Raw genomic sequence first — 24,716 nt, forward strand, 5'->3', positions numbered from 1 at the left:
CCTGGAAAGAGAAACCGGGAGGCAGGTGATCTGCCTCCCGGATCACATTTCGATCAGCGGATCGGCGGCGCGTATTGCAGGCCGCCCTTGGTCCACAGCGCGTTGATGCCGCGCGCGATCTTCAGCGGGCTGCCCGAGCCGACATTGCGCTCGAACATTTCGCCATAATTGCCGACGGCCTTGACGATGTTGACCACCCAGTCATTGGAGACGCCGAGATCGGTACCGATCTTGGTATCGGCTTCCTGGCCGAGCACGCGCTTGATTTCGGGGCTGGCCGAGTTCTTCATCTCATCGACATTGGCCTTGGTGATGCCGAGCTCTTCAGCCTGCAGCAGCGCGAAATAGGTCCACTTGACGATGTGGTACCACTGGTCGTCGCCCTGGCGAACGGCCGGTCCGAGCGGCTCCTTGGAGATGATCTCGGGCAGCACGACATGGTCGGCCGGCGCTCCCAGCGTCAGGCGGATGCCATAGAGGCCCGACTGATCGGTGGTGTAGACGTCGCAGCGGCCGGCATCATAGGCGGCGTTGACCTCTTCCAGCTTTTCGAAGACGACGGGATTGTACTCCATCTTGTTGGCCTTGAAGTAGTCGGCGAGGTTCAGCTCGGTGGTGGTGCCGCTCTGCACGCAGACGGCGGCGCCCGAAAGCTGCAATGCCGAATTGACGCCCGGCAGCTTCTTGGCGTTGATCATGAAACCCTGGCCGTCATAGTAGGTGACGCCGATGAAATTCAGGCCAAGCGCTGTATCGCGGTTGATGGTCCAGGTGGTGTTGCGCGACAGGATGTCGATCTCGCCCGACTGCAGCGCGGTGAACCGCTCCTTGGCGCTGAGCGGCGTGAACTTGACCTTGGAGCCGTCACCAAAGACGGCGGCCGCGACAGCGCGGCAGAAATCCGCATCGATGCCTTGCCAGTCACCCTTGTCGTCCGGCGCCGAAAAGCCGGCCAGGCCGGTGGAGACGCCGCACTGGATGAAGCCCTTCGCCTTGACGGTGTCGAGCGTGGCCGCCGACGCGGCGGACGCCATCAATCCAAGCGTGGCGGCGCCTAGAATGCCGATAGCAATATGTTTCATGACCCACAGACCCTTTTCTCTGTTTTTCAGGAGTAAATCCTGATTTTTTTCTCCCGTGTGAACGCGGCTCCCATCCCGGCCCATCCCGGAACCCCGCATCGTAACCGACGCGCCGCCTCCCGTTCACAAATGTCATCGAAGGCGATAATTCCTGTGAGGTCAAGGGAAATGACCGAAACCCAAAGAGTTTGAAAACCGATTGCCGCAAATGCCCGATTTACAGACAAACACGCCCGCGATTTAGCCAGCAGGGCTAATAAAGGCGGCAAATCTCATGCAACGCCAACGCCGGGCCAATACGGGCCGCGGCAGCGAAATCCATCCCGGGCAATACCTCGTCGTTGTTGACCTCCCCGTGCGACGAACTACCAGGTTCCAAGATTGTCATCTGACGATTTACTGACGGCTGCATACCAATACAGACCGCCGACGAAGACTGCTCTCAAAAGGCTTGAAAGACGATCCAGGTCCCGATGGCGGCCATCAACGCGCCTAAAACGCGCGGAATCAGCTGGCCGGTCGGCACCGTCTTCTCCAGCAGAACAAGGATGGCGATGCCGGCGATCCACAGCACGTTCATGACGCCACCGACGAACAACAGAGCCATCAGCGCCCAGCAACACCCCAGGCAATAAGCGCCGTGATCCATGCCGAGCCGAAGCGCGCCGAGCGGAGCGGAACGGAATCCGCCATGGCTGGCCAGGAACGCGATCGGTGCCTGACATTGGCGCAGGCAGACGCCCTTCATCGGCGTCCATTGATAGAGACCGGCGGCGATCAGGACGAGGCCGCCGAGGATCGCGCTGACGGTCGCCATCGAGGGATCGAGCAAGGCTAGACGGGCGAGAAGCCATTGCGCACCGGTCGCCAGGAGGCTGAAGACGACCCAGACGGCGAGATAGCCGGCAAAAAACCATCCCGTCGAAGCGATGGGCCGGCCATCCGCCCGCGCCTTGCGGCCGACACCGGCATAGAGCAGCAACATCGGCGCGACCGAAGGCGTCATCATGCCAACCATCATCACTGCCCACATCGTGAAGGTGAAAGCGAAATCGCCCATCGCCCAGGCCCGGAAGCCGGGCGCCATGGCGGCGCCCATATCCATGCCGCCCATATCCATGCCGGCCATGTCGCCGCCTTCGCCATCCGGCAAAGGGGAGCCGGGCATGACCATGGTGGCGGCGAGCCACAGCACATAGGCCCAGGCGAGCACGGCGATCACGACGAGCGCGGCCGTCACGACCGCGCGATCGCGCCTCAGCACCGCCTCGAGGGCCGTATCGTCCATTGGATCAGGTCAATGCACGATGCCGCTCTGCGTGAGATGCAGATTGGCGAAATGGCTGTGCGTATCGGCCAGCTCGAACTTGATCGGGCCCGTCGCCTTGGTCCAGCCGCGCCCGACCTCGGCGAGCGCGTATTCGAAGCCGTGCGGCAAGTCGATGCGCGCCTGGTGCGCGGCGCCGGTGACCGGATTCCGGATCGGCTCGCCGCGACCGTCGGTTATACCCTCGACATGCAGCCGACTGGTTCGCGCGTCGACGTCGATCTTGAATTCGATCGGCGCGAAGATCGGATCGTGGAATTTCTCCAGCGTGGTCGAAAAGACCTGAAATATCGTTGCACCTGGCTCGGTGTCCAGACCGCCCAATATGCGAAGCAGCGCGCCACGTTGGGCTTCCGTCGCCCTCTCGTCGATGACCACCGCGGCTTCACCCCCGCCCTGGTGTATGGCGCCGGGCCAGCTGAAAATCCCGACGAACCGCAACCCGTCGAGCTTGGTGTCGCCGTGATGGCCGCTCTCGATTTCCATGCCGGCGACCGCCTGGCAGAATCCGTATGTCGGCATGGCGTTGAACTGGCACGGGCAGCCATAGGCGCAGTTGCAGTTGATGAATTCGCTCGCCTTCATAGCCCATTTGACGTCCGGCATGGCATTCCTCCCTTGCCGCGCTCACGCTTCGTGAGCGCGATCCGGATCGTGGAGGACCAGAAGTCAACCGGCAGCAACCATCCGGCAGCATCTGATCGAAGCAATCCGGCGATTAATATTAGCCAACGATCATATACCATTCACCGCCGCCCACAATAGACCGATCGGCGGGGACAAGGGCTCCGAACGCAGGTCAACAAAAGACCTGACAACAACCAGTTCGGCGGCGGCAGCTTTTTGTGCCGGTAGCTTTTGTGCCTGTCGCTTTTCTTGATAGGAATTTTTTCTTGACTCCCTGCCCTCAGCTATGGTACATATTCGTCCATGGTGCTGATTTGCGCCGATAGCCCGCCGCACAGGCGGGTTTTTCGTTTAATACTCCGTCCCCGCATCGCTGTTTTTGCCGCGACGAATTGGCATATTCGAAGTCCGCCTCCTGGCGGGCGGTGGCTGTTGCACGGTCCATAGCGCCGCACTATGGCTAGCGGCTTATCAAACAAGGCGACGCAGAATGGCGAAAGACGGCAGCGAGCACGGCGGGACGGGCATCAACACGCGGCTTGCCCATTCGGGCAACAATCCGCATGATTATTTCGGCTTCGTCAATCCGCCGGTGGTGCATGCTTCGACCGTGCTTTTCCGCGACGCGGCGTCGATGGCGGCACGCAGCCAGAAATACACTTACGGCACGCGCGGCACACCGACGACCGATGCCCTTGCCCACGCCATAGACGCGCTGGAAGGCTCGGCCGGCACGATCGTGGTGCCGTCGGGCCTAGCGGCGGTGACGGTGCCGCTGCTCGCCTTCGTGTCGGCGGGCGACCATCTGCTGATCGTCGATACCGTCTATCATCCGACCCGCAACTTCGCCGACACGATGCTGAAGCGGCTGGGTGTCGAGGTCGAGTATTACGCCCCCGATGTCGGCGCCGGCATCGCGGCGTTGATCAAGCCCAACACCAAGGTGGTGTTCACGGAATCGCCAGCCTCCAACACGTTCGAGGTGCAGGACATCCCGGCCATCGTCAAGGCGGCGCACGCCGCGGGCGCCATCGTCATGATGGACAACACCTGGGCGACGCCACTCTATTTCCGCCCGCTCGACCACGGTGTCGACATATCTATCCATGCGGCGACCAAATACCCGGCCGGCCATTCCGACGTGCTGCTTGGCACGGTGTCGGCCAATGAGAGTTGCTGGACGCACCTCTACGAAAGCTTCTGCACGCTTGGCTGTTGCGCCGGGCCCGACGACGTTTACCAGGTGCTGCGTGGCCTGCGCAGCATGGGCGTGCGCCTCGAACACCATCAGCGCAGTACGCTTGCGATCGCCTCCTGGCTCGAGGGCCAGAAGGGCGTGGCGCGCGTGCTCCACCCGGCCCTGCCCAGCCATCCGGATCACGCTCTGTGGAAGCGCGACTTTTCCGGCTCGAGCGGCATCTTTTCCATCGTTCTTGCCGGTGGCGGCCAGAAGCAGCAGCACGCCTTCCTCGACGCGCTGCGGATCTTCGGCCTCGGCTATTCCTGGGGCGGCTATGAGAGCCTTGCCGTACCGGTCTGGCTCGGCGACCGCGTTGTTGCAAAAGCCCCCTATGAGGGTCCGTTGATCCGCCTGCAGATCGGCCTCGAGGATGTCGACGACCTGAAGGCCGATATTTCGCGCGGCCTGACCGCCGCAGCAGCGGCCTAAAGCGTGTCGCGCCTGAAGATTTTCAGGCAACCCGCTTCAGGTTTTGTTTTTGTGCATGTCGTTCTCCCAAAACCGAGGTCACATTTGGGCGACATGCGCTAGCGGAATTCTATTCCCTCAAATTGCGGTTTCCCGGATCAGTTTGGCTTTCAAATTCAGCGCTGCCGCGTCATTGCGGTGCGATCAGCACATTCGACTTCCCCTGGAATACCGGCAGAGTTTTCGACCCCATGGCTTTCCGCCTTTTTGTTCCCATTCTTGCCGGCGCGACGCTGCGCGAGCGTCTCGTCGCCTGTATCGGCGCGACGATCGGCATTGCGCTCACCGGCGTGATCGCCAGCCTTGTGCTCGGCAACGGCCCGCATGTGCCGCTGCTGGTGGCGCCGATGGGGGCGTCGGCGGTGCTCCTGTTCGCCGTGCCCGCCAGTCCGCTGGCACAGCCATGGTCGATCATCGGCGGCAACACGATATCGGCACTGGTCGGCGTAATCGTGGCGCATTTCATCCACGAAACCGCGCTTGCCAGCGGCATCGCGGTGGCACTGGCCATCGCCGCCATGTCGTTCACGCGCTGCCTGCATCCGCCGGGCGGAGCGGCCGCGCTGACCGCGGTGCTGGGAGGGCCTGCCGTCATCAGCGCCGGCTTCCTGTTTCCATTCGTGCCGGTGGCGCTGAACTCGATCCTGCTGGTGGCGCTCGGCTACGGCTTCCACAGGCTGGCCCGACGCAATTATCCGCATGTGCCGGCTGCAGCGCCGGCGAACAGCCACGGCACCGGCGACCCGCCGGCGCAGCTGCGCGTGGGCTTCCGGTCCGAAGACATCGATGCCGCGCTTGGCGCACTTGACGAGACGTTCGATATCGATCGCAACGATCTCGACCGGCTGCTGCGGCAGGTCGAATTGCAGGCGATGGTGCGCGCGCACAAGACGCTTCTGTGCGCGGACATCATGTCGCGCGATGTGATCTCGGTCGATACTCACACCTCGACCGAGGCGGCGCGCCAATTGCTGCTTGACCACAACATCCGGACCCTGCCGGTCGTCAATGCGGAGGCCAGGCTGGCAGGCACCGTGGGGTTGCGCGAACTCACCCAGGCCTCCGGGACGGTCGGATCCGTCATATCACCCGCGGCAACAGCCGCCGCAGGTTTTGCCGCCATGGGTCTGCTGCCGGTGCTCACCGACGGCCGCAGCCATGCGGTCATCATCGTCGACGACGACAAACGGATTCTCGGGCTGATCACCCAGACCGATCTGTTGGCGGCCACGGCGCGCCTGCAGGTTGCCTGACAAGCCTTCACTCGCGCGGTAGGGTACCGCCGCCGGGCCCCGCGAAAAGCCTTCGGGAACCTTTTGCCGGCGACAGCGTCCAATCTCTCAATCGAGGTTCGGTCCGGAGATTGGGTTGAGGAAACTGGCCATGCCTGCTGTCTTGACGGCCGTGCCTTCCGCTGTGCCAGGCGAGATGCAGCTTGTGCGCCGCGCCTTGGCGCGCGACGGCGATGCCTTCCGCACCATCATCAAGACACACAATCAGCGGCTCTACCGGATCGCGCGCGGCGTCGTGCGCAATGACAGCGAGGCCGAGGACATCGTGCAGGAGGCCTACGTCAAGGCTTTCGCCCATCTCGATGCGTTTCGCGGCGACTCCTCGCTCGCCACATGGCTGTCGCGCATCGTCATCAACGAGGCGCTTGGCCGCCTGCGCAAAAGGCGCAGAACGGTGGCACTGCCGGAAAATCCGCAAGCCGAGATCATCCGGTTCCCTCTCAACCCCAGCGACGATCCGGAACGGACGATGGCGCAAAGGCAGATCCTCCAACTGGTCGAACAGGCCACCGACAGCCTTCCCGACGTCTACCGGACGGTGTTCGTGGCGCGGGTGATCGAGGGGCTGAGCATCGAGGAGACCGCCGATCTCCTCGGCGTGCGGCCGCAAACCGTCAAGACGAGGCTGCACCGCGCGCGCGCCCTCGTGCGCAAGGCGCTGGACGACCAGATCGGACCGGTGCTGCTCGATGCCTTCCCCTTCGCCGGCCGGCGTTGCGAACGACTGACCAGCGCCGTGATGCGGCGGCTCGGGCTGGAAAGCTGAGCCTCACCCGATTCAGTTGATTTTGGCGGGAACGTTTCCCGCTGACCAGCATCCAATGACCGTCAACCGAAAAACACAGTCCGGCGCGATTTCAGCGTCCGGACGAAGGAGATGCCATGTCTATCCGACACACTGTCGCGCTCGCCGCCCTGCTGCTGCTTGGCGCGTCCCCGTTCGTACAAGCCGCCGACAAGCCGACCGATCCGCAGATCGCCCACATCGCCTACACGGCCGGGGTCATCGACGTCGAAGCGGCCAAGCTGGCGATCGAGAAATCGAAGAACAAGGAGGTCGTCGATTTCGCCAAGGACATGGTCCGGGATCACGAGGCTGTAAATGTTCAGGCGCTCGACCTGGTGAAGAAGCTCAAGGTCACGCCGGAAGACAACGCCACCAGCCAGGCGCTGACCAAAGCTGCGGCGGAGGAGCGGGCCAAGCTCGCCAAACTCGACGGCGCTGCCTTCGACAAGGCCTATGTCGACAATGAGGTCGCCTACCACAAGCAGGTCAACGGCGCGCTCGAAACCCTTTTGATCCCGTCGGCGCAGAATGCCGAACTGAAGAGCCTGCTGGAAACCGGCCTGAAGATTTTCCAGGGCCATGAGCAGCACGCCGAGCACGTCGCCGGCATGCTCAAGTAAGGACCGGGAGCATGCCGAAACGCCATCTGTGGATTGCCTTGACGCTGGCCGCAGGTATCGCACCGGCGCAAGCTGAAACCATCCAGGTCATCATCGACAGGCTGGTGTTCTCGCCAGCCACCGTCGAGGCCAAGGTCGGCGACACGATCGAGTGGGTGAACAAGGATGTGTTCGCCCACACGGCCACCGTGAAAGGCGGCTGGGAGGTGATGATCCCGCCGAAGAAATCCGCAAGCCTGACATTGAAGGCCGCGGGACCGGTCGACTATTTCTGCCGCTTTCACCCCAACATGAAAGGCCGTTTGGTGGTGGCGCCCTGATCCAGCGCCAACGAGGCTCGCCTGGCCTCGTCGGGGCGCGCGATATGCGTCCACGAGCCGTCATAGCCCGGCTCGCGGCGTGCCATCCAGGCATTCAGCCCTTCGCGCAGATCGGCGGTCGGGGCCATGCGGGCGAACTGCTCGGCCTCGACAGCCAAGCCTTCGGCGATGCTCTGGTTGAGGCCGCGCGCCACCGCCGTGAGGATGCCGGCAATCGCCAGATCGGAGTGCCGCAGGATGCGCCTGGCCAGGCCGATCGCGGCCGGCATCAACTCGGCATGCGGCACAACCTCGTTGACGAGACCCAGTTCAAGCGCCCGCGGCGGCGCAAACCAGTCGCCGGTCAACAGCAGTTCGAGCGCCCGCTTGCGCCCGGCAAGCCTGGGCAAGCGTTGGGTTCCGCCAAAGGTCGGCGGCATTGCGAGGTTGATTTCCGGCTTGGCGAACAAAGCGCGGTCGCTGGCGATGGCCAGCGGCACCGCCTCGGTGATTTCGCAACCGCCACCAAAGGCAATGCCGTTGACGGCAGCGATGACGGGTTTGCGAAACGCTTCCAGCCTCGCCGTCAGCCGTTGCCCGCGCATGACGAAATCACGCATCGCGACATCGACGCCGACCGCCACGCTGGCCGAGAACTCATGAATGTCGCCGCCGGCCGAAAACGCCCGCTCCCCTGCTCCGGTCAGAATGATTGCGCGGACGCTGTCATCGACGTCAATGTCGTCGAGGATCGCAAGCAGACGATCGATCAGGGCATAGTTCAACGCGTTCAGCTTCTCCGGCCGGTTGAGGGTGAGGATGGCAATCCCATCCCGGGTTTCGTTAAGGACAAGATCGGTCATTGGCTTTTCCTTCTTCATCATGCTGATGACCGGAAGACTATGCCTCTTTCCCCTTGTGTATATTCACTAGTCGGTATACCTAAGCTCATGCCTGACACGCAAAGCCCCACCCGCAAACGCATTGTCGATGCCGCGACCAGGCTCTTCTATGCCGAAGGAATCGGTCGCGTCAGCGTCGATGCCGTCGCCGAGGAAGCGGGTCTCACCAAGCGCACGCTCTACTACCATTTCAAGAGCAAGGACGACCTCATCGCCGCCTATCTCGATGGCCGCGACCAACCCAATCTGAAGCGGATGGCTGGCTGGTTCGATGCTGCCGAAGGCGGCGCGGATCGCAAGGTCGAGGCGATCTTCACCAATCTGGCGCGGTCCGCTCGTCACCCGAAATGGAAAGGATGCGGCTTCCTGCGCACGGCCGCCGAACTCGCCTCGATGCCCGGACATCCGGCGGTCAAGGTCGGCGCGCGGCACAAGCTGAATTTCGAAACATGGCTGGCCGGCGCCTTGTCGGACCATGGCGTCGGCGAGCCGCCTGCCTTGGCACGCGAGATCGTGCTTTTGATCGACGGCTGCTTTTCGATCATGCTGATCCACCGCAATCCCGATTATATCGAGGCCGCCGGACGCGCCGCGGCGACGCTGGTGCGGGCGCGAATTTCAGGCAGCCAGGTCTAGAACCCGAAAGCCAGCCATGCCGTACCGGCGGCCAGGGTTATCAGCGTCAACGGCAAGCCGACCTTGAAAAAAGCGCCGAACGACAGCGTCGTGCCGGCGGCCCGTGCCTGTTCGGCGACGATCAGGTTGGCGACCGAACCCAGCAGCGTGAAATTGCCGGCCAGTGTCGAGCTCATGGCGACGACCAGCCAGGCGCGCTCGGGGTTTTCGAGGCCCGGTATGAAGGGCCGAAGGGCCAGCACGGCCGGGACATTGCTCATGATGTTGGAGAGCACCGCGGTGAAACCGGACAGGCGCCAGACGTCCCCCAGCCCGAGGTTCTTGGCCGAGGCGATCATGTCGGGCGAAAGAAGCGTCTTTTCGGCGCCGGCGACCACAACGAATAGACCGGCGAACATGAACAGCAGCGGACCGTCGATCTCGCGGTAGATGCGTTCCGGCTTGATCGCCCGGGTGAGCAAGAGGATGGCGCCGCCGATGAGTGCGGCCTTGGCGACGGGCACGCCGGCGAAGAAGGCGATTGCCAGTCCGATGCAGACCACCACCGCCTTCAGCACCTGCCCCTTGTGCATGCGGCCACGCGAGACTTCGGGCGTCAGTTGGACAGTGCGGGCGAATTCGGCCCGGAAGACGATACGGATGATGACGACGACCGCGACGAGGCCGAACAGGGCGACCGGAGCGAGCGCTGCCGAAAAGGCCGGATAGGAAATGCCCGACAGCGCGCCGATGACCATGTTTTGCGGATTGCCGGTGATGGTGGCGACGCTACCGCAATTCGACGCGGTGGCGGTGGCGATCAGATACGGGATCGGGTTGCGCTTGATGATGCGGGTGACGTGGACGACGATCGGCGCCATGACGAGGCAGATGGCGTCGTTGACCAGGAAGGCGGACAACACGCCGGTCAGCAGCGTCACCATCACCAAAAGCATGAAGGGCGCGTGCGCGTGCTCGATGGCGATGGCGCCAAGGCCGCGAAAGGCGCCCGACACTTTCAGATGCGCCACCACGATCATCATGCCGAGCAGAAGCGTGATGGTGTCGAAATTGATCGCCCGGTAGGCATCCTCCATGCTGAGCGCGCCGATGGCGATCATCGCGGCCCCGCCGAGAAGCGCGATCCCCGCCCGGTCGAGGCGCAGGCCGGGGATGCGGCCGATGGCGACACCGGCGTAAGTCAGGATCAGGATCAGCAGTGCCGCCGCGCCCATCAATGTCATCGATAAGAAGTCCTGCCCTGTGGCGCGCCGCTGCCTGTCAGCCCCAATGGGCTGATTTGCGTGCCTGCTTTAGCGCGATGTCGAGATCGATGACAGACAGCCAGGCATGTTGTTGCGTCAAGCACCGCCCAAGGGATGACGTGCCGCTAACGCAGATAAAAATCCAGCCTTTGTCGCAGTGCCTGCGGTGAAAACAGCTGCTCGACGGTCTGCCGTGCCTTGAGGCCCACTGCCGCCCGCAGCGCCGGATCGGCTTTGAGATCGGCCAGGATCCGCGCCGCCTGCTGCGTCGTTTCGAACAAGAAGCCGTTTTCGCCATGCCTGATATGATCGGAATAGCCTCCATATGAATGGCAGACCACGGGCAACCCGCAGGCCATCGCCTCGAACACGACGCGACCGAAGGTTTCCACATGCCAACCGGTGCGATAATAAAACACGTCGAGCGTCTGCAGAAACGCTTCGGCGGAAAATTGGCCGGGTGGCAACAGCTCGAGTTGCGGATGCGGCATGAGGCTGCCCTTGAGCCCTGTCCCTCCCTGAATCCGCAAGGCTGTACCTTCGGCCAGCAATGTCTCGTAAAGGGGTATGTCATCGGGATGATGTTTGCCCGGCCCATCGCGGCTCAAGCGTCCGACGGTGAACGGACGATCCGAATCCAGACGCCGTGGTGAAAAACGTTCGATATCGATCGGAGACGGATGCACGGTGCCATCGATTTGGAGCATCCGTCTCTGAAAATCGGAAATCAGCACCAGTTCGGCGTCGGGCCAGTTCAGCATGCGGGGCATGCGCCTCGTCAGCGACATGATTTTCGGGTGAAAGGTATTGAAGACATAGATCAGCCGGCGCGGCCGCGGGATCAGGTAAGGCCACATCTTGTTGCGCCAATGCGAGCCGAGAAAGACGTAGGTCCCCCCATTCGGTACATCCCACTTCGACAGTGAGACGCGGCGAATCGGGAAATTCCGCATCAACTCGGCGGACACACTGGAGGAGGTTGCCCACAGATGCACTTCGGAGTCGGCACTCAACAGCCTGTGCAGTTCCAAAGCTTCAAGGTCACTGCCGCCGAAGGGATCCTGAAAGCCGTTGAACAGATTGAGCATGATCGCTGCGCTTTGCCCTGCCTGGCCGGTTGTTTGCCGCGAGTGAAACCCGGCCGTTGCTGTACTACCCCACCAGGGCTATCGAGGGCGTTACTAATGCAGAGCATGGCTAGTGCCGCTGCGGCAAATTGCCCTGAACATAGGGGGACCCCTCATCTAATATTCCATGCTAGAAAATAGAGATCATCTATTTAGTAATTTGATCGAATTTATCGAATATTCAACTATTTATGCGTATTCAATCGGTTTTTTTCAAATATATGAAGAGCGTCACAAGCCGCGCTTCCTACTACGCGTTCCCGCCTGTCTCGCTCCTCTTCGATCGCGCGCACCGGCAGTAAGAGCCGCCCCAAGCCTGCGGAGCAGTTCATCAGTCATTACGGCGAGCAGACCGAAAACGGCTAGGTCATGCACCTGTATCCGGGAAATGGATAGGCATCGACAGAGCGGTAGAGCTAGTTGGTCTTAGATCGGAGGTTAGGCCGCCGGAAAGAGTAGATACTGCTCCACTTGCCATTGGAAATCGGCAACGCTATAGCCTCCGGATGAGAGAAACGATCTACAGCAAAAAATTCTTTGCCGATCGAGCAGAGGAAGTCGGAATTGCCAGGATAATTCTGAAACAAGTAGTAGATATTTTGGAACCAGCTTCGATTGTTGACCTGGGAACTGGCGCAGGATCGTGGCTCGCCGCCGCTAAGCAACTAGAGATCAACAATGTACGAGGTCTCGACGGGCCATGGGTTCCAAGAGAACTCCTCCTGATTGCCGAAAGTGAATTTCTTGCCGTTGATCTGGAGAAACCTCTCCCTGATCTGGGCCGATTTGACATGGCTATTTGTGCGGAGGTGTTGGAACACATATCCGAAGCGGCGTCTCTCAAAGCCGTGAAATGGCTTTGTCAAAGCGCCCCAGCCATTCTGTTTTCCGCTGCTGTGCCGCACCAAGGCGGGACCAATCATGTCAATGAAGCTTGGCATAGTACGTGGGCTCGCCGGTTCGAGATTCACGGATTCAAGACCTATGACATAGTCCGTCCCATGATATGGGCCGATAGTCGAATTCCTTTCTGGTATCGCCAGAACCTCCTCTTGATGGCGAATGACGAGGCGGGCGAAAAACTATGTCGTGATCCAGCAAACCCCGATTATCTCAACTTTGTCCATCCAGACACCTATCTCGACAGAAGCAACCGAGTGATCCACCTGGAGAGCAAAAGGCTGAACAGCAGATTGCGGGCGTTGCGGCGGAAACTATTTGGTTAGGCCAGTCATTCCGGGCACGGGGGAATGAATTCCGAATCAAGATAAAAGCAGTAGCTATAATCGCACATAGCCTTTGGGGGGGGCATCGATGAAATGCATGGTCATCAACCTTGATCGATCTCCGGATCGACTTGCCCATGTCACAGCTGAATTCGCGAAGATTGGTGTTTCGTTCGAACGGGTTCGTGCCGTTGACGCGTTGCATCGACTGGGATTGGCCGAGACTTCACCGAGTTTAACTCCTACCGAAGCGGCCTGCCTTATGAGCCACAAGGTTTGCTGGAAAATCATCGCGGATGGTGATGATGCCTTTGGTGCGATCTTCGAAGATGATATCCTGTTGTCCGATGCGGCTGGCCCGATGCTTTCCGATTGTGGATGGGTTCCGGCCGATGCCGATATCATCAAGCTGGAAACCTACTTGAGGAAGACAGTCATCGGGATGAGGCGCAATTTCGTTGACCGTGCATTTTCAGTAGCCAGACTATATAGCTTCCACATCGGAACGGCCGGCTACATCCTTTCGAAGCAAGCAGCGCGAGATCTGATCGTCCGAGATCTCGATGCGCCCGCCGATCACGTTGTCTTCGACCCGTCGCTTCCAACGTCATCAAGTAAAACCATTTACCAAATCTTGCCCGCGCTTTGCGTGCAAAGTGATATTGTGCTCGAGAAGTCCGTCGCGTTTACCAGCCTTCTTGGTGAGGAGCGGCTGGTGAAATCAGTGGCAAATTCTTCGCCAAAGAGGAAACCCACCGAAAAGCTCGCGGTCGAAACGAGGCGAATAGGTCGGCAGATTTTCAATATCTGCCGCCTCAGGCACCAGAAGACTATCTCTTTTGGCGTGATGTCGACAAAGCGAAAGCGCCGTCTGCTCGACAGCCTGCACAAATCCACGTGCCGTCCGAGCGCTGAAGGCTCTTATCCCCAACCGTGACGGGCCGACCACTCAACGTAGCGGCAGCCAGGTTGATGAAGCTGCCCTCAATGCACGGTGGCGACCCCGGGCGCAGGCGCCGGAGACGTTCCGGCCGGATCGAAGCTGACTTGATCGCGTCCGTTCGACTTGGCCGTGTAAAGCCTTTTGTCGGCAGCGGAGAAGATTTCCTCATAGGTGATCGGGCCGGTAAAGCTTGTGCCGCCGATGCTGACGGAAAGCGGACAAGGCCTGCCGCCGGGTGAGAATTCCATCTCCCTGATACGCCGGCGGATGCTTTCGGCAACCATCCAGGATTGCGAGGGATCCACGCCGGGCAGAAACACGCCGAATTCTTCGCCACCGATGCGGCCGACGATATCGCCCCCACGAAGTTGCCCCTTGATCGCCTGCGCTATCAGTTTGAGTGCCTGATCGCCGCAGTCATGGCCCAGGCGGTCATTGATCGACTTGAAGTGGTCGGCGTCGATGATCAGCAGCGCGCCCGAACGGGTTTGCTCCTGCTTTCGGGTCTGCTCGAGATAGGCTTCGACCAGCATCGAGAAGGCGCCACGGTTCAGCACCGCCGTCAGGCTGTCGGTCGCGGCGATGACGCTGAGGTCGCGCTGCGCGATGGCCAGCTGGCGAATCTTCCACATCAGGAAAAACAGAAACGAACCACCCAGCACCAAAGGCAGCATCAGGTCGGTCATCTGTGCCCGCCACAGAGCCTCGGGCGAAAGATAGGGAAAGTTGAAGGAATCGACGAAGAACGCCACGGCAATGAAGAATGCCGTACCGACTGCCGTGACAGCGATCACCCTGCCCCAGCTCGTCGGCGACAGATCGAGCTTCATCGCGTTCAACTCCGTTAGCCGTCGCTACTATGACGCACCAACCCCAACAAATTGATAAGACTTTCCCTCCAATTCGATATCGGGCGGCGGAACCAACCCGCCGGCCCTGTCGATGACTTGCGACAGACGCTACAAGACGGCCGCTGGAAAGCAGCCATCCTGTTTCAGAGCTTGAAGGCGTGGGCCAACTGCCGGCCGAGCAAGGGGCGCGCGAAGCCAGACCGCTCGTCGTCAGTTGAGCGTCGGCTCACTCAGCGCATCGACGACAAAGGATGCCGCGATCAGGTCGTCGGCATCGAGGCGCAGGGAGCCTCCGTCGCCTCCCATGGCTGAAGCCACTTTTTGAAAGGTCTTCATTTCATATTCCGTGATCCGGGCGTCCTGCATCCTGGCCTTGAGGTCGGCGATGCGCCGATCCAGAGCCGAAGATATGCCTATTTCTCGCTTCGACATGGCAACACTCCTCCCCACCCTTGTTTGCCTCCCGCCTGTCCACTTTTATATGAGGGTCCGCGAATACAGCGGGCCGAACGCGCCGTGCGCGGGAAGGTTCCGAAAAGGCAGAGTAACGAAATAATACGCTGGCCCCAGCCGACGGCCCGGCCACGCTAAATCCCCTCATCACCATGATAGAGCTGAACAGCTTGCGGTATTTACCGCTGTCGTGGCGTTCCTGGATGGAAAGAGGTGATTCCGTGACTTGCTATATAAGGCATAGCTAATCCTTGACGCCAGCCGGATGCCGCCCCAGAATCAGAAGCATGGCAATAAAGGTCGGCGACGAAGTGGCGGTCATGGCGACGGTGCTGAAGCGCGTCACGGAAGACCGCGTCAGCGTGTCGATCCCCGGTTACAATTTTCCGCATTCGGTCATTGGTCCAGCGACCAAGCTGACCGAGGGCCAGCCGATGGAATTATCCGGCGACGTTACGCAGATCGAGGGCGACAAGGTCACGGTGTCGTTCGGACAATGGTCACCGTGGGTCTGGACAAGGTGCACCTGGTGCAAAGCCACCTCCCGCCGAAGCGAAGGGATCTGAGGATGTGAACACGCGAAGCTCCACCGTCTCAGGGATCCAGCCCCTTACGTCCCAGCAGTGCAGAGCCGCACGAGCGATGCTGAAATGGTCGCAGGTGCGACTCGCCGCGAAGTGCGGCCTTAGCGAAGGAACGATCGGCAGTTTCGAGAGCGGACGAAGGATTCCGAGTTCGGCCAAGCTGGCTGCCATCCGTCGAGGGTTGGAGGCAGCGGGCGTGGTTTTCATCGATCAGAAGGTTGCAAGGACCAAGAGCGGTCCGCCTCGTCAAACTATCGGCGGAACATAATTTAGATATCGCTGTTAGATCCCAAACGGGAGGCGCGCGATGTTCAAAGGTGAAATCGGCATTGTTTCGGACTGGTCGAAATTGGTGGCGGACGATCCTCTGATCGCCGCCGATATTGCCCAGCGTCTTTCTCTACTCGCTTGCAATGACAACACTCCCGCTGCCGCCGACGGCCCGTCGCCCGGCACCGAAACATTTCGAAATCCCCACTTTGCCGGCCTCGCGACACCCGCCGAATATCCTCGCCCGATCGTGCTTCTAGCCACGATCTATGCGTCGACGGTCCTGGGGGTAACGCTGCTTCTGGCGGCGGCGGTTTGAGCGCACGAGGCCTGGTGACGCTCTCTGAAAGCCCATGTCTCTGGTATAAACCGCGACCTATGTGTCCGGAATGGACCCGAAAGGCTTTGGCGATCCCGACAGGATTCGAACCTGTGACCATCGGCTTAGAAGGCCGGTGCTCTATCCAGCTGAGCTACGGGACCGCTGGCCGGCCTTTGGACCGGCTGGATATTCTGGCGCTGGGCGCCGTTCAATGCGTCCAGGGCGTCCTGCGGTCATAGCGGAAATTCTCCGCATAGGAAATCTGGCGGCGCTTGGTCTCTTTCGGCTCTTCGACGCGGAAAGCGAGCCCTTGCTTTTCGGCGTAGGCCACCGCCTCTTCCCGCGTGTCGAAGCTAAGCCTGATCTGGCTTCTCATGTCTGCCGACGTCGTATAGCCCATCAGCGGATCGATCTTCTTGCGCGTCTCGGGATCGAATTCCAGCACCCAGTGGCCGGTCTTGGCCTTGCCGGACTGCATCGCGGTTTTGGCTGGGCTGAAAATGCGCGCGGACATGGCCACCTCGTTCTTGTGCAAGGCAGCATCGCCACCCTTCGCCCGTCATTACTGCGCAATGCGCACGGCGGCAAGGTTTTTGCTCTCGCGGGTTTTTGCACTTGCCATGCACCACCGAAATGAATAGGCAACAGACCGTTCGGAGTGTAGCGCAGCCTGGTAGCGCATCTGGTTTGGGACCAGAGGGTCGGGAGTTCGAATCTCTCCACTCCGACCATCCCCTCAAATGCCAATGCCCGGCGCAGCCATATGGTCACTTGCTCCGGTTCCGGTCGTGCATCCGGCGGCCGCGGGCCGGTTCGGCAAACAGGGGTTCAGATGCTTGGAATCGATGCCTGGGTGTCGCTTTTCGGACCGGCCTACTTTGCCTATGCCGGCATCACCGTTCCGTTCATGGTGACGTGGGCAATTGCCTGCGCCGCACTGGCGATGTGGAACAACCGTGAAAGCCGCAGACAGGCGAGGCAGGCCCCAGGCGCTGTCGTCTCCCGCTCCTGGCGTATCAGTATCGGAATGTTTGTGCTGGTCGCCGCCGGCTATATCGCCGCTCACTCTGCCGTCTACCTCGCGGTGCGTCATTTCGCCAGAATGTGGCTCTGAGACTGGCCTCTCAGGCTAAATCTCGAATTCGCCCTGCCCTTCGTCCATGGCGTTGACGGTTTCGGCTGCCAGCGCCCTGGTGATCGGGGTCTTGCGTTCGAGCGCGGTCCGGTCGAGCCGCTCAACCACGCGCATCGCTGTCGCCAGCGAGCGCTCGATACGGCGGACCAGATACTGCACGACATGCGGTTCGACCTCGATCTGACGGTCGGCGAAGAGTTTTGTGATGACGCCGGCGAGCAGGAGATCGTCGGGCTCATGAATTTCCACTGTCGCCGCCGCTTTCAGCCGTGAGGCGAGATCAGGCAGCGTGACGCCCCAGGCGGACGGGAAGCGGCGCGCCGTCAGGAGCAGCGTCGACCCGGCACCACGCACCGCATTGATCAGATGGAACAGGCCCTGTTCATCGACCGCGCCGGTATCGACATCGTCGATCAGTGCCGGCCGCGCGCCGAGATTGGCAATGCTGTCGCCGATGCGCCTGGCGTCGACCGCCACCGCATCGGCACGCGCGCGCCAGATCGAGGCCAGATGCGTCTTGCCCGAACCCGCGGGACCGGCCAGCACCACCACCGGCGATGGCCAGTCCGGCCAGCGGTCGACCAGCGCCACCGCCTGGTTGTTGGTGCCGGAGACCACGAGTTCGTCGCGCGAATAGCCGGTGCCATGGCCGAGATCGAGCGGCAACTGGCGTGGCGGGTCGGTTGGCTGGGCAGTCACTTCAGCGACGCGGTTGCGTGCGGTGGCCGCCGCCGCGATCGGCCGGAAGCTGCGGCACAGGTGCCGCGCCGCGGCCCTTGTAGAGCGGCGATTCGAGATAGCGGGCAATGGCGAACCGCACCAGCACGGCGACGGCCGCAGAAGCCGGCACCGCGATCAACAAGCCGACGAAGCCGAACAGCGCACCGAAGGCAAAAAGCGAAAACATCAGCCATACCGGGTGCAGGCCGACGCTTTTGCCGACCAGCCGCGGCTGCAGGATGTTGCCCTCGATGAACTGACCGATGAAGAACACGACCGCGACGGCGACGATCATCGTCCAGTCCGGCCAGAACTGGACGAAGGCGACGCCGACGGCCAGCACCAGCCCGGTCAGCGAGCCGACATAAGGGATGAAGGAAATCAGCCCGGCGAACAGGCCGATGAGGATGCCGAAATTCAGTCCGGTCAGCGTCAGCCCGGTGGCATAAATGGCGCCCAGCACCAGGCACAGCGTGCCTTGGCCGCGCACGAAGCCGGCTGTTGCGGTGTTGATGTCACGCGCGATGGCGCGCACGGTCTGGACGTTGTCGCGCGGCACCCAACCGTCGATGACCGCCACCATGCGGTCCCAGTCGAGCAGCATATAGAAGGCGACCACCGGCGTCACCACGAACAGGCTTACCACCGAGACCAGCGCCATGCCGGAACTCCACAGCGAGGTGAAGACGGTGGTGATCAGGCCAAAGCCCGAGGTCAGCAGCGAATTCAGCCCGTCGCGCAAGCTATTGGCGTTGACGCCGAACTTCTGTTCCAGCCATTTCGGATCGAACGAGGTGATCAGGCTTTGCAGCCGGGTCAGATATTCCGGCAATTTGCCGGCGAAATCGGCCATCTGCGTGGCCAGAACCGGAATGAGGATGACAAAGGCCAGCACCAGCACGATGAGGAACGTGATGAGGATGACCACCGTCGCCATGAAACGGGACAGGCCGAGCCGCTGCAGCCGGTCGGCAACGGGATCGAGGAAATAGGCAAGCACCATGCCGGCGACGAAGGGCAGCAGGATCGCGCTGAAAACATAGAGGAAAAGCGCCAGCAGCGCGGCGCCGGCCAGCCAGAAGAAGATCTGGCGGCGAAAGGTCGCGGACGCGGCGGTGTCGGCGGCCGCAGCCTCGATCGCTGCCGATTCTGTCTCAGATGTCCGGAGTGGAGCCTTCGCCATAGCCGCTCATGTGCCTCAGCCAAGTCACGAGATAGGCTGCGGCCGAAGCCACGGTCAAGACCCCGGACAGCAATATGAGAACTGACCTCAGCGGGTCGAGGTGAACGGCAAGGGCAAGTTCTCCCAGCACAAGCGCGGCCAGCACGATCTGGATCGCGGTGTTGGCCTTCGACACGAACAACGGTTTCATCTCGACCGGATGGGTCATGACGGCGGACAACACCACCGCGCAGACGATCAACGCGTCGCGCGACACCATGATGACGACAAGCCACAGCGGCAATTGCCCGATGAAGCTCATGACAACGAACACCGAAACCAGCAGCAGCTTGTCGGCCACCGGGTCGAGATAGGCGCCGAGGGTGGATTGCTGGTTGAAACGGCGGGCGATGAACCCGTCGACGCCGTCGGAAATACCGGCGACGAGGAACCCGGCAAAAGCCCAGTCCCAGCGCGCCTGCAGCATCGCCAGCACCACCGCCGGCACCAGGACAAGGCGCAGGATGGTGATCAGGTTGGGGATGGTCAAATGCTTGGCACCTCCTCTGGTCGGAGATAGATGATGAAGATGGTGAGTGGCAACAAGGGAGAAGCTGCCGATCTCCCGCATGGGAGAGCGGTTTTCAGCCTGGCTTTCGCCAATCACGAGCCCCTACGCGCGCCCTGTCCACGGTTTTGTAGGTCGAGATGGCCGTTATCCTTGCGGACAGAAACCGTTCATGCGAAGAGCCCGCGACAAGGAAAATTGTTGAACGGGCACCAGAAATGAGCAAGCGCGACGTGAACAAGCGCAAGAACGGGCTCACCTATGCCGAGGCCGGTGTCGATATCGACGCGGGCAATTTCATGGTCGAGAAGATCAAGCCGCTGGTGCGCGCGACGCGCCGGCCGGGCGCCGACGGCGAGATCGGCGGTTTCGGAGGCCTGTTCGACCTCAAGGCCGCGGGCTTTACCGACCCGGTGCTGGTGGCGGCCAATGACGGCGTCGGCACCAAGCTCAAGATCGCCATCGATGCCGGCAAGCACGACACGATTGGCATCGACCTCGTCGCCATGTGCGTCAACGACATCGTCGTGCAAGGTGCCGAACCGCTGTTCTTCCTCGACTATTTCGCCACCGGCAAGCTCGATCCCGACCAGGGTGCCGCGATCGTCGGCGGCATTGCCGAGGGCTGCCGCCAGGCCGGCTGCGCGCTGATCGGCGGTGAGACGGCCGAGATGCCCGGCATGTATCACGGCAATGATTACGACCTGGCCGGCTTTGCGGTGGGCGCCGCCGAACGCGGCCAATTGCTGCCCACCGACGATATTGTCGAAGGCGACGTGCTGCTGGGCCTGGCTTCCTCTGGCTTGCACTCGAACGGATATTCGCTGGTGCGCCGCATCGTCGCCGTCAGCGGTCTGTCGTGGAGCGATCCGGCGCCGTTCAACGACGAGGCCACGCTGGCCGAGGCGCTGCTCGAGCCGACCCGCATCTACGTCAAGTCGATTCTCAAGGCGATCCGCAACACGCATGGTATCAAGGCGCTCGCCCACATCACCGGCGGCGGTTTCCCGGAAAACATCCCGCGCGTGCTGCCCAAGGATTTTTCGGCCGAACTCGACCTCGAAGCGATCGACGTTCCTGCCGTGTTTTCGTGGCTGGCCAAGACCGGCGGCGTGGCGCCGGAAGAGATGATGCGCACCTTCAATTGCGGGATCGGCATGATTCTGGCAGTCGCCTCCGGCCAGGCAGCACAGGTCGCCGCCGTGCTGCAGGAGGCCGGCGAGACGGTGACGCCGATCGGCCGCATCGTGCCGCGCCGCGATGCCGGCGTCATCTATCGGGGCTCGATCGGCCTATGAACGCGCAGAGGAAACGCACAATTGTCCTGATCTCGGGACGCGGCTCCAACATGACCGCGCTGATTGCCGCGGCCAGCGACCCGGCGTTCCCGGCCGAGATCGTCGGTGTCATTTCCGACAAGGCGGATGCCGCCGGGCTCGGCATCGCCAGGGCGCGCGGCATCGCCACGCAGATCGTCTCGCGTGCCGACCATGGCAGCAAGCAGGCGCATGACGCCGCCATCGACGCGGCGCTCGCGGCCTTCAACGCCGAGATCGTGGCGCTGGCCGGCTACATGCGCATCCTCACCCCCGGCTTCGTCCAGAGATGGCAGGGCCGCATGATCAACATCCACCCTGCCCTGCTACCCGCTTTCAAGGGGCTCGACACCCATGCGCGCGCACTGGCCGCCGGCATCCGCATCCATGGCTGCACCGTGCACTTCGTCACCTCCGAGATGGATGACGGTCCGATCATCGCACAGGCGGCCGTACCGGTGATGGTCGGCGACACTGCCGATACATTGGCAGCCCGGGTGCTGAAGACCGAACACCGGCTCTATCCGCTGGCATTGGGGCTGGTTGCCGAAGGCAAGGCGCGCATGGAGTCCGGCCGCACCGTACTTGCCCACTTTGCCGACGATGCCGACAACGGCACCTCGGTGGTGATGGCCCCGGATCCGCTGCGCGAGGAAGCCGACCTCGAGCATCTGGCGCGCATCACGCCGTGAGAGGCCTAGATCGGGAATGACAACGGCACTTAGCCTGGAACCGCCAAATCAGACTCGGTGCCAGACCGAAACGGACCGACTGCGCAGAGCTTGGCTGGAAGGACTGGAAAGCGGCCCGTTCGATCCCTTCGACATTGAGGCGATCAAACAAAAGGCCCGCACTCGTCTGACCAGTCTCGCTGGTCCTGACCAACATCGATGAGACAACTACTTCTTCTTCGCCACGCCAAATCGAGTTGGGACGATCCTGATCTCCGTGATTTCGACCGGCCGCTCGCCGAACGCGGAGTGAAGGCGGCGCGCTTGATGGGGCGCGAGCTTGCGGCGCGCGGCTGGCTGCCGGACCTGGCGCTGGTGTCGCCGGCGCTGCGCAGCCGCGACACCTGGCGGCTTGTGGCGGCGGAGCTGCCCGTCCAGCCCCGGATCGCATTCGTCAAGGCGCTGTACGATGCTTCAGCGGCGGACATTCTGAGCCAGATTGGTCAAACCGACGCTTCAAGCGGCAGCTTGCTGGTAATTGGCCACAATCCGGGCCTGGAACATTTGGCCAGACAGCTTGCCGGGCCGGGGTCAGACGCCAAGGCGCTCAAGAGACTTGAGGAGAAATTCCCGACGGCAGCCCTGGCCCGGGTGGTCTTCGAAGGCGATTGGTCCGTCGTGTCCCCCGCCCGGTTGACACATTGCCTGCGGCCGAAGGACCTGGGCTAGCGTCCATGGCAGGTGCGGCAGGCCAAGCCCACCGCACGCCCGCTTGAGCCGTCAGTTTCCCCAGTTGCCCTGGCCGGATTCCGGCTGGACTGAATCGGGCCTCAGCGTGAGGTCGCGGTGCTTGACCAGCCTGTGCGTCGAAGCCGTGTAGCTGTGGTCGACATTGAGCGCGTGCGAGGTGACGGCCGGCTGATTGACATTGTCCGAACCATAGTTGTCGCTGCCGGCAAAAGCGGTGCCCGTGGCAACGAGGATGGCGGCGGCGATAAGAGCGATCCTGGTCATTTTATTTACTCCGGTATTCCTGTTCCTGTCCGTCTAGTGGCGTGCCCTTGGGAGGAATTTCGCGTCGCTCGGACAGCCTCGATCTGGGTTTTTCGTGCGCCGACTTCCAATCACGAAGACGTTCCCTCACGTGCGGAATCTGGACCTCGAACGTGGGCCAAGGTGTTGAGCTCACCCTGTTTTATCAATTGATCTCAAACGCTTATAAGGGGATATCTGACGCATGGTGCGGCGGTTCGTCGAGCCAGCGCTCGCCATCCGTTCACGATTCGTCAACATAAATTGAACCAATTGGTTCGATTTCGATCGGCGCCCGACACTGGCGCCGTCGGCCGAAATCCTGCTCATGCATAAAAAACAAGAGCGGCGGGCAAAGCCCACCGCTCTTTGTGGTCGCAGACTTCAGAAAATCAACGACCCCAGATGCCCTGGCCCGACTGAGCCGGCACGTTGGCATTGGCATCACCCTGCGTCTTCACGGACTTCGGGATCGAGCCGGTGTGCGTGGTGTCGATGTTGGACACGGACTGGTTCGCAACCGGCTGGTTGGCATTGTAAGAGCCATAATTGTCGCTGCCGGCAAAAGCAGTGCCCGTGGCGACGAGGATGGCGGCGGCGGTAAGAGCGATCTTGGTCATTTTATTTACTCCAGTATTTCTTTGTTCTGTCCGTCTAGTGGCGTGCCCTTGGGAGGAGTTTCGCGTCGCTCGGACCACCCCGAGATGGGCTTGCCCTGCCGCGGATACCAATCACGAAGATGTTCCTTGGCGGCCCGAATTCGGACCTTGAAATTTGGCACAGGGCCTCGGCGGTTTATAATTTTACTGTTCGAAATCAAACTGTTAGTGAGATTCTTCTCCCACCAAGCGAGGCCGACAACCAAGCCAGCGTTCACCATCTGCTATACAGTCCGTCAACAGAATTCGAACCGAACGGTTCGGTTTGAAGGGACCTGACCCCTCCAGCATTCTTTTTTACGGTGCGGAGCTGGACGAGATATGGGTGCGTACGTCCAACGGGACGACAAACCGGCCGCTATAGGCCGGTCATGCCCAGCACGTCGCGCATGTCATATTCGCCGGGCGGACGTCCAGCCACCCAGAGTGCGGCGGCGATGGCGCCGCGGGCGAACATGATGCGGTCGCCGGCCGCATGCGACAAGGTCACAAGCTCGCCGTCGGCACAGAAGCTCACGCTGTGTTCGCCGACGATGCTGCCGCCACGCAGTACCGCAAAGCCGATCTCGCCGGTCGGCCGCGAGCCCATGACGCCATCGCGTACACGCCTTGCGACCGTCTCCAGATCGATGCCGCGTCCGCCGGCTGCGGCATGCCCCAGCATCAACGCCGTTCCCGATGGCGCATCGACCTTGTGGCGATGATGCGCCTCGACAATCTCCACGTCCCAGTCATCGGGATCGAGTGCCCGCGCCGCCTGCTCGACCAGCCTGATCAACATGTTGAGCCCGAGCGAAAAGCTGCCGGAGCGCACGATGGCAATTGTTTTCGCGGCGTCGGCGATAGCAGCCGATTCATCAGCATCGAAGCCCGTTGAGCCGATGACCAGGGCCGGCCCGCCGCGCTCGGCGCAAATGCTGGCCAGATCAGCCGAGGCAGCCGGCGTGGTGAAGTCGGTGACCACGTCGGCCCCGGCAAGCGCCTCGTCGCGGCTCACCAGCCCTTCGCCGATACTGCCCGGCCGGTGGAAGCGGGCGGCGAGCGCCAGCCGCGCGTCGCCCTGCACGGCGGCCGCCATCTCGCGGCCCATGCGGCCCAGCGCACCCGCGATGGCGACCCTGACCGGTGGTTTCGACATGGCGCTATCCCGCGG

At 61.8% G+C, this 24,716-nt stretch carries 30 protein-coding genes and 2 tRNA genes; 16 read left to right on the forward strand and 16 right to left on the reverse strand.

Annotated features, from left to right (window positions below; genetic code table 11):
- Positions 1–53 precede the first annotated feature (53 nt).
- The 3 genes from EOA13_RS01585 to EOA13_RS01595 all read right to left on the reverse strand — a co-directional run bounded on the left by EOA13_RS01585 (position 54) and on the right by EOA13_RS01595 (position 3,015).
- Entirely contained in the window at positions 54–1,082 is a 1,029-nt protein-coding gene (locus EOA13_RS01585) for an amino acid ABC transporter substrate-binding protein (protein WP_023814120.1), read from the reverse strand.
- A 442-nt stretch (positions 1,083–1,524) separates the two neighbouring features.
- Entirely contained in the window at positions 1,525–2,370 is an 846-nt protein-coding gene (locus tag EOA13_RS01590) for a DUF2182 domain-containing protein (protein ID WP_127289120.1), read from the reverse strand.
- A 9-nt stretch (positions 2,371–2,379) separates the two neighbouring features.
- On the reverse strand, positions 2,380–3,015 hold the full coding sequence (locus tag EOA13_RS01595) for a DUF1326 domain-containing protein (protein ID WP_127289122.1): 636 nt from the start codon (positions 3,013–3,015) through the stop codon (positions 2,380–2,382).
- Positions 3,016–3,526: 511 nt separating this feature from the next.
- Here EOA13_RS01595 and EOA13_RS01600 point away from each other — a divergent pair.
- The 5 genes from EOA13_RS01600 (at position 3,527) to EOA13_RS01620 (ending at position 7,763) form a co-directional block, all read left to right on the forward strand.
- Positions 3,527–4,705, forward strand: a complete 1,179-nt coding sequence (locus EOA13_RS01600; protein ID WP_127289124.1) for a cystathionine beta-lyase — start codon at positions 3,527–3,529, stop codon at positions 4,703–4,705.
- A gap of 230 nt (positions 4,706–4,935) precedes the next feature.
- On the forward strand, positions 4,936–5,997 hold the full coding sequence (locus EOA13_RS01605) for an HPP family protein (RefSeq protein ID WP_127289126.1): 1,062 nt from the start codon (positions 4,936–4,938) through the stop codon (positions 5,995–5,997).
- A 130-nt stretch (positions 5,998–6,127) separates the two neighbouring features.
- Positions 6,128–6,802 (forward strand): RNA polymerase sigma factor, encoded by a 675-nt coding sequence (locus EOA13_RS01610; RefSeq protein ID WP_127289128.1) that lies wholly within the window; start codon positions 6,128–6,130, stop codon positions 6,800–6,802.
- A 116-nt stretch (positions 6,803–6,918) separates the two neighbouring features.
- Entirely contained in the window at positions 6,919–7,443 is a 525-nt protein-coding gene (locus EOA13_RS01615; protein ID WP_127289130.1) for a DUF4142 domain-containing protein, read from the forward strand.
- Positions 7,444–7,454: 11 nt separating this feature from the next.
- Positions 7,455–7,763 carry a cupredoxin family copper-binding protein gene (locus EOA13_RS01620; protein ID WP_127289132.1) on the forward strand — a complete coding sequence of 103 codons (309 nt, stop codon included), beginning with the start codon at positions 7,455–7,457 and terminating at the stop codon, positions 7,761–7,763.
- On the opposite strand, the gene EOA13_RS01625 is transcribed toward EOA13_RS01620, so the two are convergent.
- Positions 7,724–8,605 carry a crotonase/enoyl-CoA hydratase family protein gene (locus tag EOA13_RS01625; RefSeq protein WP_127289134.1) on the reverse strand — a complete coding sequence of 294 codons (882 nt, stop codon included), beginning with the start codon at positions 8,603–8,605 and terminating at the stop codon, positions 7,724–7,726. The genes EOA13_RS01620 and EOA13_RS01625 overlap by 40 nt on opposite strands.
- An 87-nt stretch (positions 8,606–8,692) precedes the next feature.
- On the opposite strand from EOA13_RS01625, the gene EOA13_RS01630 reads away from it, so the two are divergent.
- Positions 8,693–9,280 (forward strand): TetR/AcrR family transcriptional regulator, encoded by a 588-nt coding sequence (locus EOA13_RS01630; RefSeq protein WP_164748925.1) that lies wholly within the window; start codon positions 8,693–8,695, stop codon positions 9,278–9,280.
- Here the strand turns inward: EOA13_RS01630 and EOA13_RS01635 are convergent.
- Positions 9,277–10,503 (reverse strand): anion transporter, encoded by a 1,227-nt coding sequence (locus EOA13_RS01635; RefSeq protein WP_127289138.1) that lies wholly within the window; start codon positions 10,501–10,503, stop codon positions 9,277–9,279. The genes EOA13_RS01630 and EOA13_RS01635 overlap by 4 nt on opposite strands.
- A gap of 146 nt (positions 10,504–10,649) precedes the next feature.
- Positions 10,650–11,612, reverse strand: a complete 963-nt coding sequence (locus tag EOA13_RS01640) for a glycosyltransferase family 4 protein (protein ID WP_127289140.1) — start codon at positions 11,610–11,612, stop codon at positions 10,650–10,652.
- A 545-nt stretch (positions 11,613–12,157) separates the two neighbouring features.
- On the opposite strand from EOA13_RS01640, the gene EOA13_RS01645 reads away from it, so the two are divergent.
- Complete coding sequence (locus tag EOA13_RS01645; protein ID WP_127289142.1) at positions 12,158–12,877, forward strand: class I SAM-dependent methyltransferase; 720 nt, start codon at positions 12,158–12,160, stop codon at positions 12,875–12,877.
- A gap of 97 nt (positions 12,878–12,974) precedes the next feature.
- A complete protein-coding gene (locus EOA13_RS01650; protein WP_164779940.1) occupies positions 12,975–13,814 on the forward strand; it encodes a glycosyltransferase family 25 protein in 840 nt (279 codons plus the stop codon).
- Between the two features lie 47 nt (positions 13,815–13,861).
- Here the strand turns inward: EOA13_RS01650 and EOA13_RS01655 are convergent, their stop codons facing one another.
- Positions 13,862–14,650 (reverse strand): GGDEF domain-containing protein, encoded by a 789-nt coding sequence (locus EOA13_RS01655; protein ID WP_127289146.1) that lies wholly within the window; start codon positions 14,648–14,650, stop codon positions 13,862–13,864.
- A 231-nt stretch (positions 14,651–14,881) separates the two neighbouring features.
- Positions 14,882–15,103: a hypothetical protein gene (locus EOA13_RS01660; RefSeq protein WP_023814103.1), complete on the reverse strand. Its 222-nt coding sequence runs from the start codon at positions 15,101–15,103 to the stop codon at positions 14,882–14,884.
- Between the two features lie 308 nt (positions 15,104–15,411).
- On the opposite strand from EOA13_RS01660, the gene EOA13_RS01665 reads away from it, so the two are divergent.
- From EOA13_RS01665 to EOA13_RS01675, 3 genes are read left to right on the forward strand one after another with little or no spacing between them, the layout of a single operon-like run.
- Positions 15,412–15,690: a hypothetical protein gene (locus EOA13_RS01665; protein WP_245490282.1), complete on the forward strand. Its 279-nt coding sequence runs from the start codon at positions 15,412–15,414 to the stop codon at positions 15,688–15,690.
- Between the two features lie 4 nt (positions 15,691–15,694).
- Positions 15,695–15,976 carry a helix-turn-helix transcriptional regulator gene (locus EOA13_RS01670; RefSeq protein WP_031213538.1) on the forward strand — a complete coding sequence of 94 codons (282 nt, stop codon included), beginning with the start codon at positions 15,695–15,697 and terminating at the stop codon, positions 15,974–15,976.
- Positions 15,977–16,015: 39 nt separating this feature from the next.
- The gene (locus tag EOA13_RS01675; protein ID WP_023812589.1) at positions 16,016–16,297 is read left to right on the forward strand and encodes a hypothetical protein; all 282 of its coding nucleotides are present in this window, start codon (positions 16,016–16,018) and stop codon (positions 16,295–16,297) included.
- Positions 16,298–16,384: 87 nt separating this feature from the next.
- Here EOA13_RS01675 and EOA13_RS01680 read toward each other — a convergent pair.
- A tRNA-Arg gene (locus EOA13_RS01680) sits at positions 16,385–16,461 on the reverse strand.
- Between the two features lie 47 nt (positions 16,462–16,508).
- Positions 16,509–16,814 (reverse strand): ETC complex I subunit, encoded by a 306-nt coding sequence (locus EOA13_RS01685; protein ID WP_023812590.1) that lies wholly within the window; start codon positions 16,812–16,814, stop codon positions 16,509–16,511.
- 140 nt (positions 16,815–16,954) lie between these two features.
- Between EOA13_RS01685 and EOA13_RS01690 the strand changes: the two genes are divergently transcribed.
- Together EOA13_RS01690 and EOA13_RS01695 are read left to right on the forward strand one after the other, a co-directional pair.
- A tRNA-Pro gene (locus tag EOA13_RS01690) sits at positions 16,955–17,031 on the forward strand.
- A gap of 101 nt (positions 17,032–17,132) precedes the next feature.
- Complete coding sequence (locus EOA13_RS01695; RefSeq protein ID WP_023812591.1) at positions 17,133–17,414, forward strand: hypothetical protein; 282 nt, start codon at positions 17,133–17,135, stop codon at positions 17,412–17,414.
- 15 nt (positions 17,415–17,429) lie between these two features.
- Here the strand turns inward: EOA13_RS01695 and hdaA are convergent, their stop codons facing one another.
- From hdaA to EOA13_RS01710, 3 genes are read right to left on the reverse strand one after another with little or no spacing between them, the layout of a single operon-like run.
- Positions 17,430–18,134, reverse strand: a complete 705-nt coding sequence (gene hdaA / locus EOA13_RS01700) for a DnaA regulatory inactivator HdaA (protein WP_023812592.1) — start codon at positions 18,132–18,134, stop codon at positions 17,430–17,432.
- 1 nt (position 18,135) lies between these two features.
- Entirely contained in the window at positions 18,136–19,338 is a 1,203-nt protein-coding gene (locus EOA13_RS01705; protein WP_127289148.1) for an AI-2E family transporter, read from the reverse strand.
- Positions 19,310–19,867, reverse strand: coding sequence for a CDP-alcohol phosphatidyltransferase family protein (locus tag EOA13_RS01710; RefSeq protein ID WP_127289150.1), 558 nt, complete (start codon positions 19,865–19,867; stop codon positions 19,310–19,312). Before EOA13_RS01710 ends, EOA13_RS01705 begins: the two co-directional genes overlap by 29 nt.
- Positions 19,868–20,103: 236 nt before the next feature.
- On the opposite strand from EOA13_RS01710, the gene purM reads away from it, so the two are divergent.
- The 3 genes from purM (at position 20,104) to EOA13_RS01730 (ending at position 22,601) form a co-directional block, all read left to right on the forward strand.
- Complete coding sequence (gene purM / locus EOA13_RS01715; protein WP_127289152.1) at positions 20,104–21,183, forward strand: phosphoribosylformylglycinamidine cyclo-ligase; 1,080 nt, start codon at positions 20,104–20,106, stop codon at positions 21,181–21,183.
- Positions 21,180–21,893: a phosphoribosylglycinamide formyltransferase gene (gene purN / locus EOA13_RS01720; protein ID WP_127289154.1), complete on the forward strand. Its 714-nt coding sequence runs from the start codon at positions 21,180–21,182 to the stop codon at positions 21,891–21,893. The genes purM and purN overlap by 4 nt, the downstream gene beginning before the upstream one ends.
- Before the next feature lie 198 nt (positions 21,894–22,091).
- On the forward strand, positions 22,092–22,601 hold the full coding sequence (locus tag EOA13_RS01730) for a histidine phosphatase family protein (RefSeq protein WP_127289158.1): 510 nt from the start codon (positions 22,092–22,094) through the stop codon (positions 22,599–22,601).
- A 51-nt stretch (positions 22,602–22,652) separates the two neighbouring features.
- Here EOA13_RS01730 and EOA13_RS01735 read toward each other — a convergent pair whose 3' ends face one another.
- The 3 genes from EOA13_RS01735 to dapB all read right to left on the reverse strand — a co-directional run bounded on the left by EOA13_RS01735 (position 22,653) and on the right by dapB (position 24,701).
- Entirely contained in the window at positions 22,653–22,886 is a 234-nt protein-coding gene (locus EOA13_RS01735) for a DUF680 domain-containing protein (protein ID WP_127289160.1), read from the reverse strand.
- 410 nt (positions 22,887–23,296) lie between these two features.
- Positions 23,297–23,524 (reverse strand): DUF680 domain-containing protein, encoded by a 228-nt coding sequence (locus tag EOA13_RS01740; RefSeq protein WP_023812599.1) that lies wholly within the window; start codon positions 23,522–23,524, stop codon positions 23,297–23,299.
- A 397-nt stretch (positions 23,525–23,921) separates the two neighbouring features.
- Positions 23,922–24,701: a 4-hydroxy-tetrahydrodipicolinate reductase gene (dapB, locus tag EOA13_RS01745; RefSeq protein ID WP_127289162.1), complete on the reverse strand. Its 780-nt coding sequence runs from the start codon at positions 24,699–24,701 to the stop codon at positions 23,922–23,924.
- Positions 24,702–24,716 lie beyond the last annotated feature (15 nt).

Origin of the sequence: Mesorhizobium sp. M7A.F.Ca.US.011.01.1.1 (assembly GCF_003998295.1) — a bacterium.
Lineage (GTDB): Bacteria > Pseudomonadota > Alphaproteobacteria > Rhizobiales > Rhizobiaceae > Mesorhizobium.

Coding starts and splice junctions, on each gene's coding strand:
- EOA13_RS01585 (WP_023814120.1), bottom strand. CDS start 1,082: ATGAAACATATTGCTATCGGCATTCTAGGCGCCGCCACGCTTGGATTG.
- EOA13_RS01590 (WP_127289120.1), bottom strand. CDS start 2,370: ATGGACGATACGGCCCTCGAGGCGGTGCTGAGGCGCGATCGCGCGGTC.
- EOA13_RS01595 (WP_127289122.1), bottom strand. CDS start 3,015: ATGCCGGACGTCAAATGGGCTATGAAGGCGAGCGAATTCATCAACTGC.
- EOA13_RS01600 (WP_127289124.1), top strand. CDS start 3,527: ATGGCGAAAGACGGCAGCGAGCACGGCGGGACGGGCATCAACACGCGG.
- EOA13_RS01605 (WP_127289126.1), top strand. CDS start 4,936: ATGGCTTTCCGCCTTTTTGTTCCCATTCTTGCCGGCGCGACGCTGCGC.
- EOA13_RS01610 (WP_127289128.1), top strand. CDS start 6,128: ATGCCTGCTGTCTTGACGGCCGTGCCTTCCGCTGTGCCAGGCGAGATG.
- EOA13_RS01615 (WP_127289130.1), top strand. CDS start 6,919: ATGTCTATCCGACACACTGTCGCGCTCGCCGCCCTGCTGCTGCTTGGC.
- EOA13_RS01620 (WP_127289132.1), top strand. CDS start 7,455: ATGCCGAAACGCCATCTGTGGATTGCCTTGACGCTGGCCGCAGGTATC.
- EOA13_RS01625 (WP_127289134.1), bottom strand. CDS start 8,605: ATGACCGATCTTGTCCTTAACGAAACCCGGGATGGGATTGCCATCCTC.
- EOA13_RS01630 (WP_164748925.1), top strand. CDS start 8,693: ATGCCTGACACGCAAAGCCCCACCCGCAAACGCATTGTCGATGCCGCG.
- EOA13_RS01635 (WP_127289138.1), bottom strand. CDS start 10,503: ATGACATTGATGGGCGCGGCGGCACTGCTGATCCTGATCCTGACTTAC.
- EOA13_RS01640 (WP_127289140.1), bottom strand. CDS start 11,612: ATGCTCAATCTGTTCAACGGCTTTCAGGATCCCTTCGGCGGCAGTGAC.
- EOA13_RS01645 (WP_127289142.1), top strand. CDS start 12,158: ATGAGAGAAACGATCTACAGCAAAAAATTCTTTGCCGATCGAGCAGAG.
- EOA13_RS01650 (WP_164779940.1), top strand. CDS start 12,975: ATGGTCATCAACCTTGATCGATCTCCGGATCGACTTGCCCATGTCACA.
- EOA13_RS01655 (WP_127289146.1), bottom strand. CDS start 14,650: ATGAAGCTCGATCTGTCGCCGACGAGCTGGGGCAGGGTGATCGCTGTC.
- EOA13_RS01660 (WP_023814103.1), bottom strand. CDS start 15,103: ATGTCGAAGCGAGAAATAGGCATATCTTCGGCTCTGGATCGGCGCATC.
- EOA13_RS01665 (WP_245490282.1), top strand. CDS start 15,412: ATGGCAATAAAGGTCGGCGACGAAGTGGCGGTCATGGCGACGGTGCTG.
- EOA13_RS01675 (WP_023812589.1), top strand. CDS start 16,016: ATGTTCAAAGGTGAAATCGGCATTGTTTCGGACTGGTCGAAATTGGTG.
- EOA13_RS01685 (WP_023812590.1), bottom strand. CDS start 16,814: ATGTCCGCGCGCATTTTCAGCCCAGCCAAAACCGCGATGCAGTCCGGC.
- EOA13_RS01695 (WP_023812591.1), top strand. CDS start 17,133: ATGCTTGGAATCGATGCCTGGGTGTCGCTTTTCGGACCGGCCTACTTT.
- EOA13_RS01705 (WP_127289148.1), bottom strand. CDS start 19,338: ATGGCGAAGGCTCCACTCCGGACATCTGAGACAGAATCGGCAGCGATC.
- purM (WP_127289152.1), top strand. CDS start 20,104: ATGAGCAAGCGCGACGTGAACAAGCGCAAGAACGGGCTCACCTATGCC.
- purN (WP_127289154.1), top strand. CDS start 21,180: ATGAACGCGCAGAGGAAACGCACAATTGTCCTGATCTCGGGACGCGGC.
- EOA13_RS01730 (WP_127289158.1), top strand. CDS start 22,092: ATGAGACAACTACTTCTTCTTCGCCACGCCAAATCGAGTTGGGACGAT.
- EOA13_RS01735 (WP_127289160.1), bottom strand. CDS start 22,886: ATGACCAGGATCGCTCTTATCGCCGCCGCCATCCTCGTTGCCACGGGC.
- EOA13_RS01740 (WP_023812599.1), bottom strand. CDS start 23,524: ATGACCAAGATCGCTCTTACCGCCGCCGCCATCCTCGTCGCCACGGGC.
- dapB (WP_127289162.1), bottom strand. CDS start 24,701: ATGTCGAAACCACCGGTCAGGGTCGCCATCGCGGGTGCGCTGGGCCGC.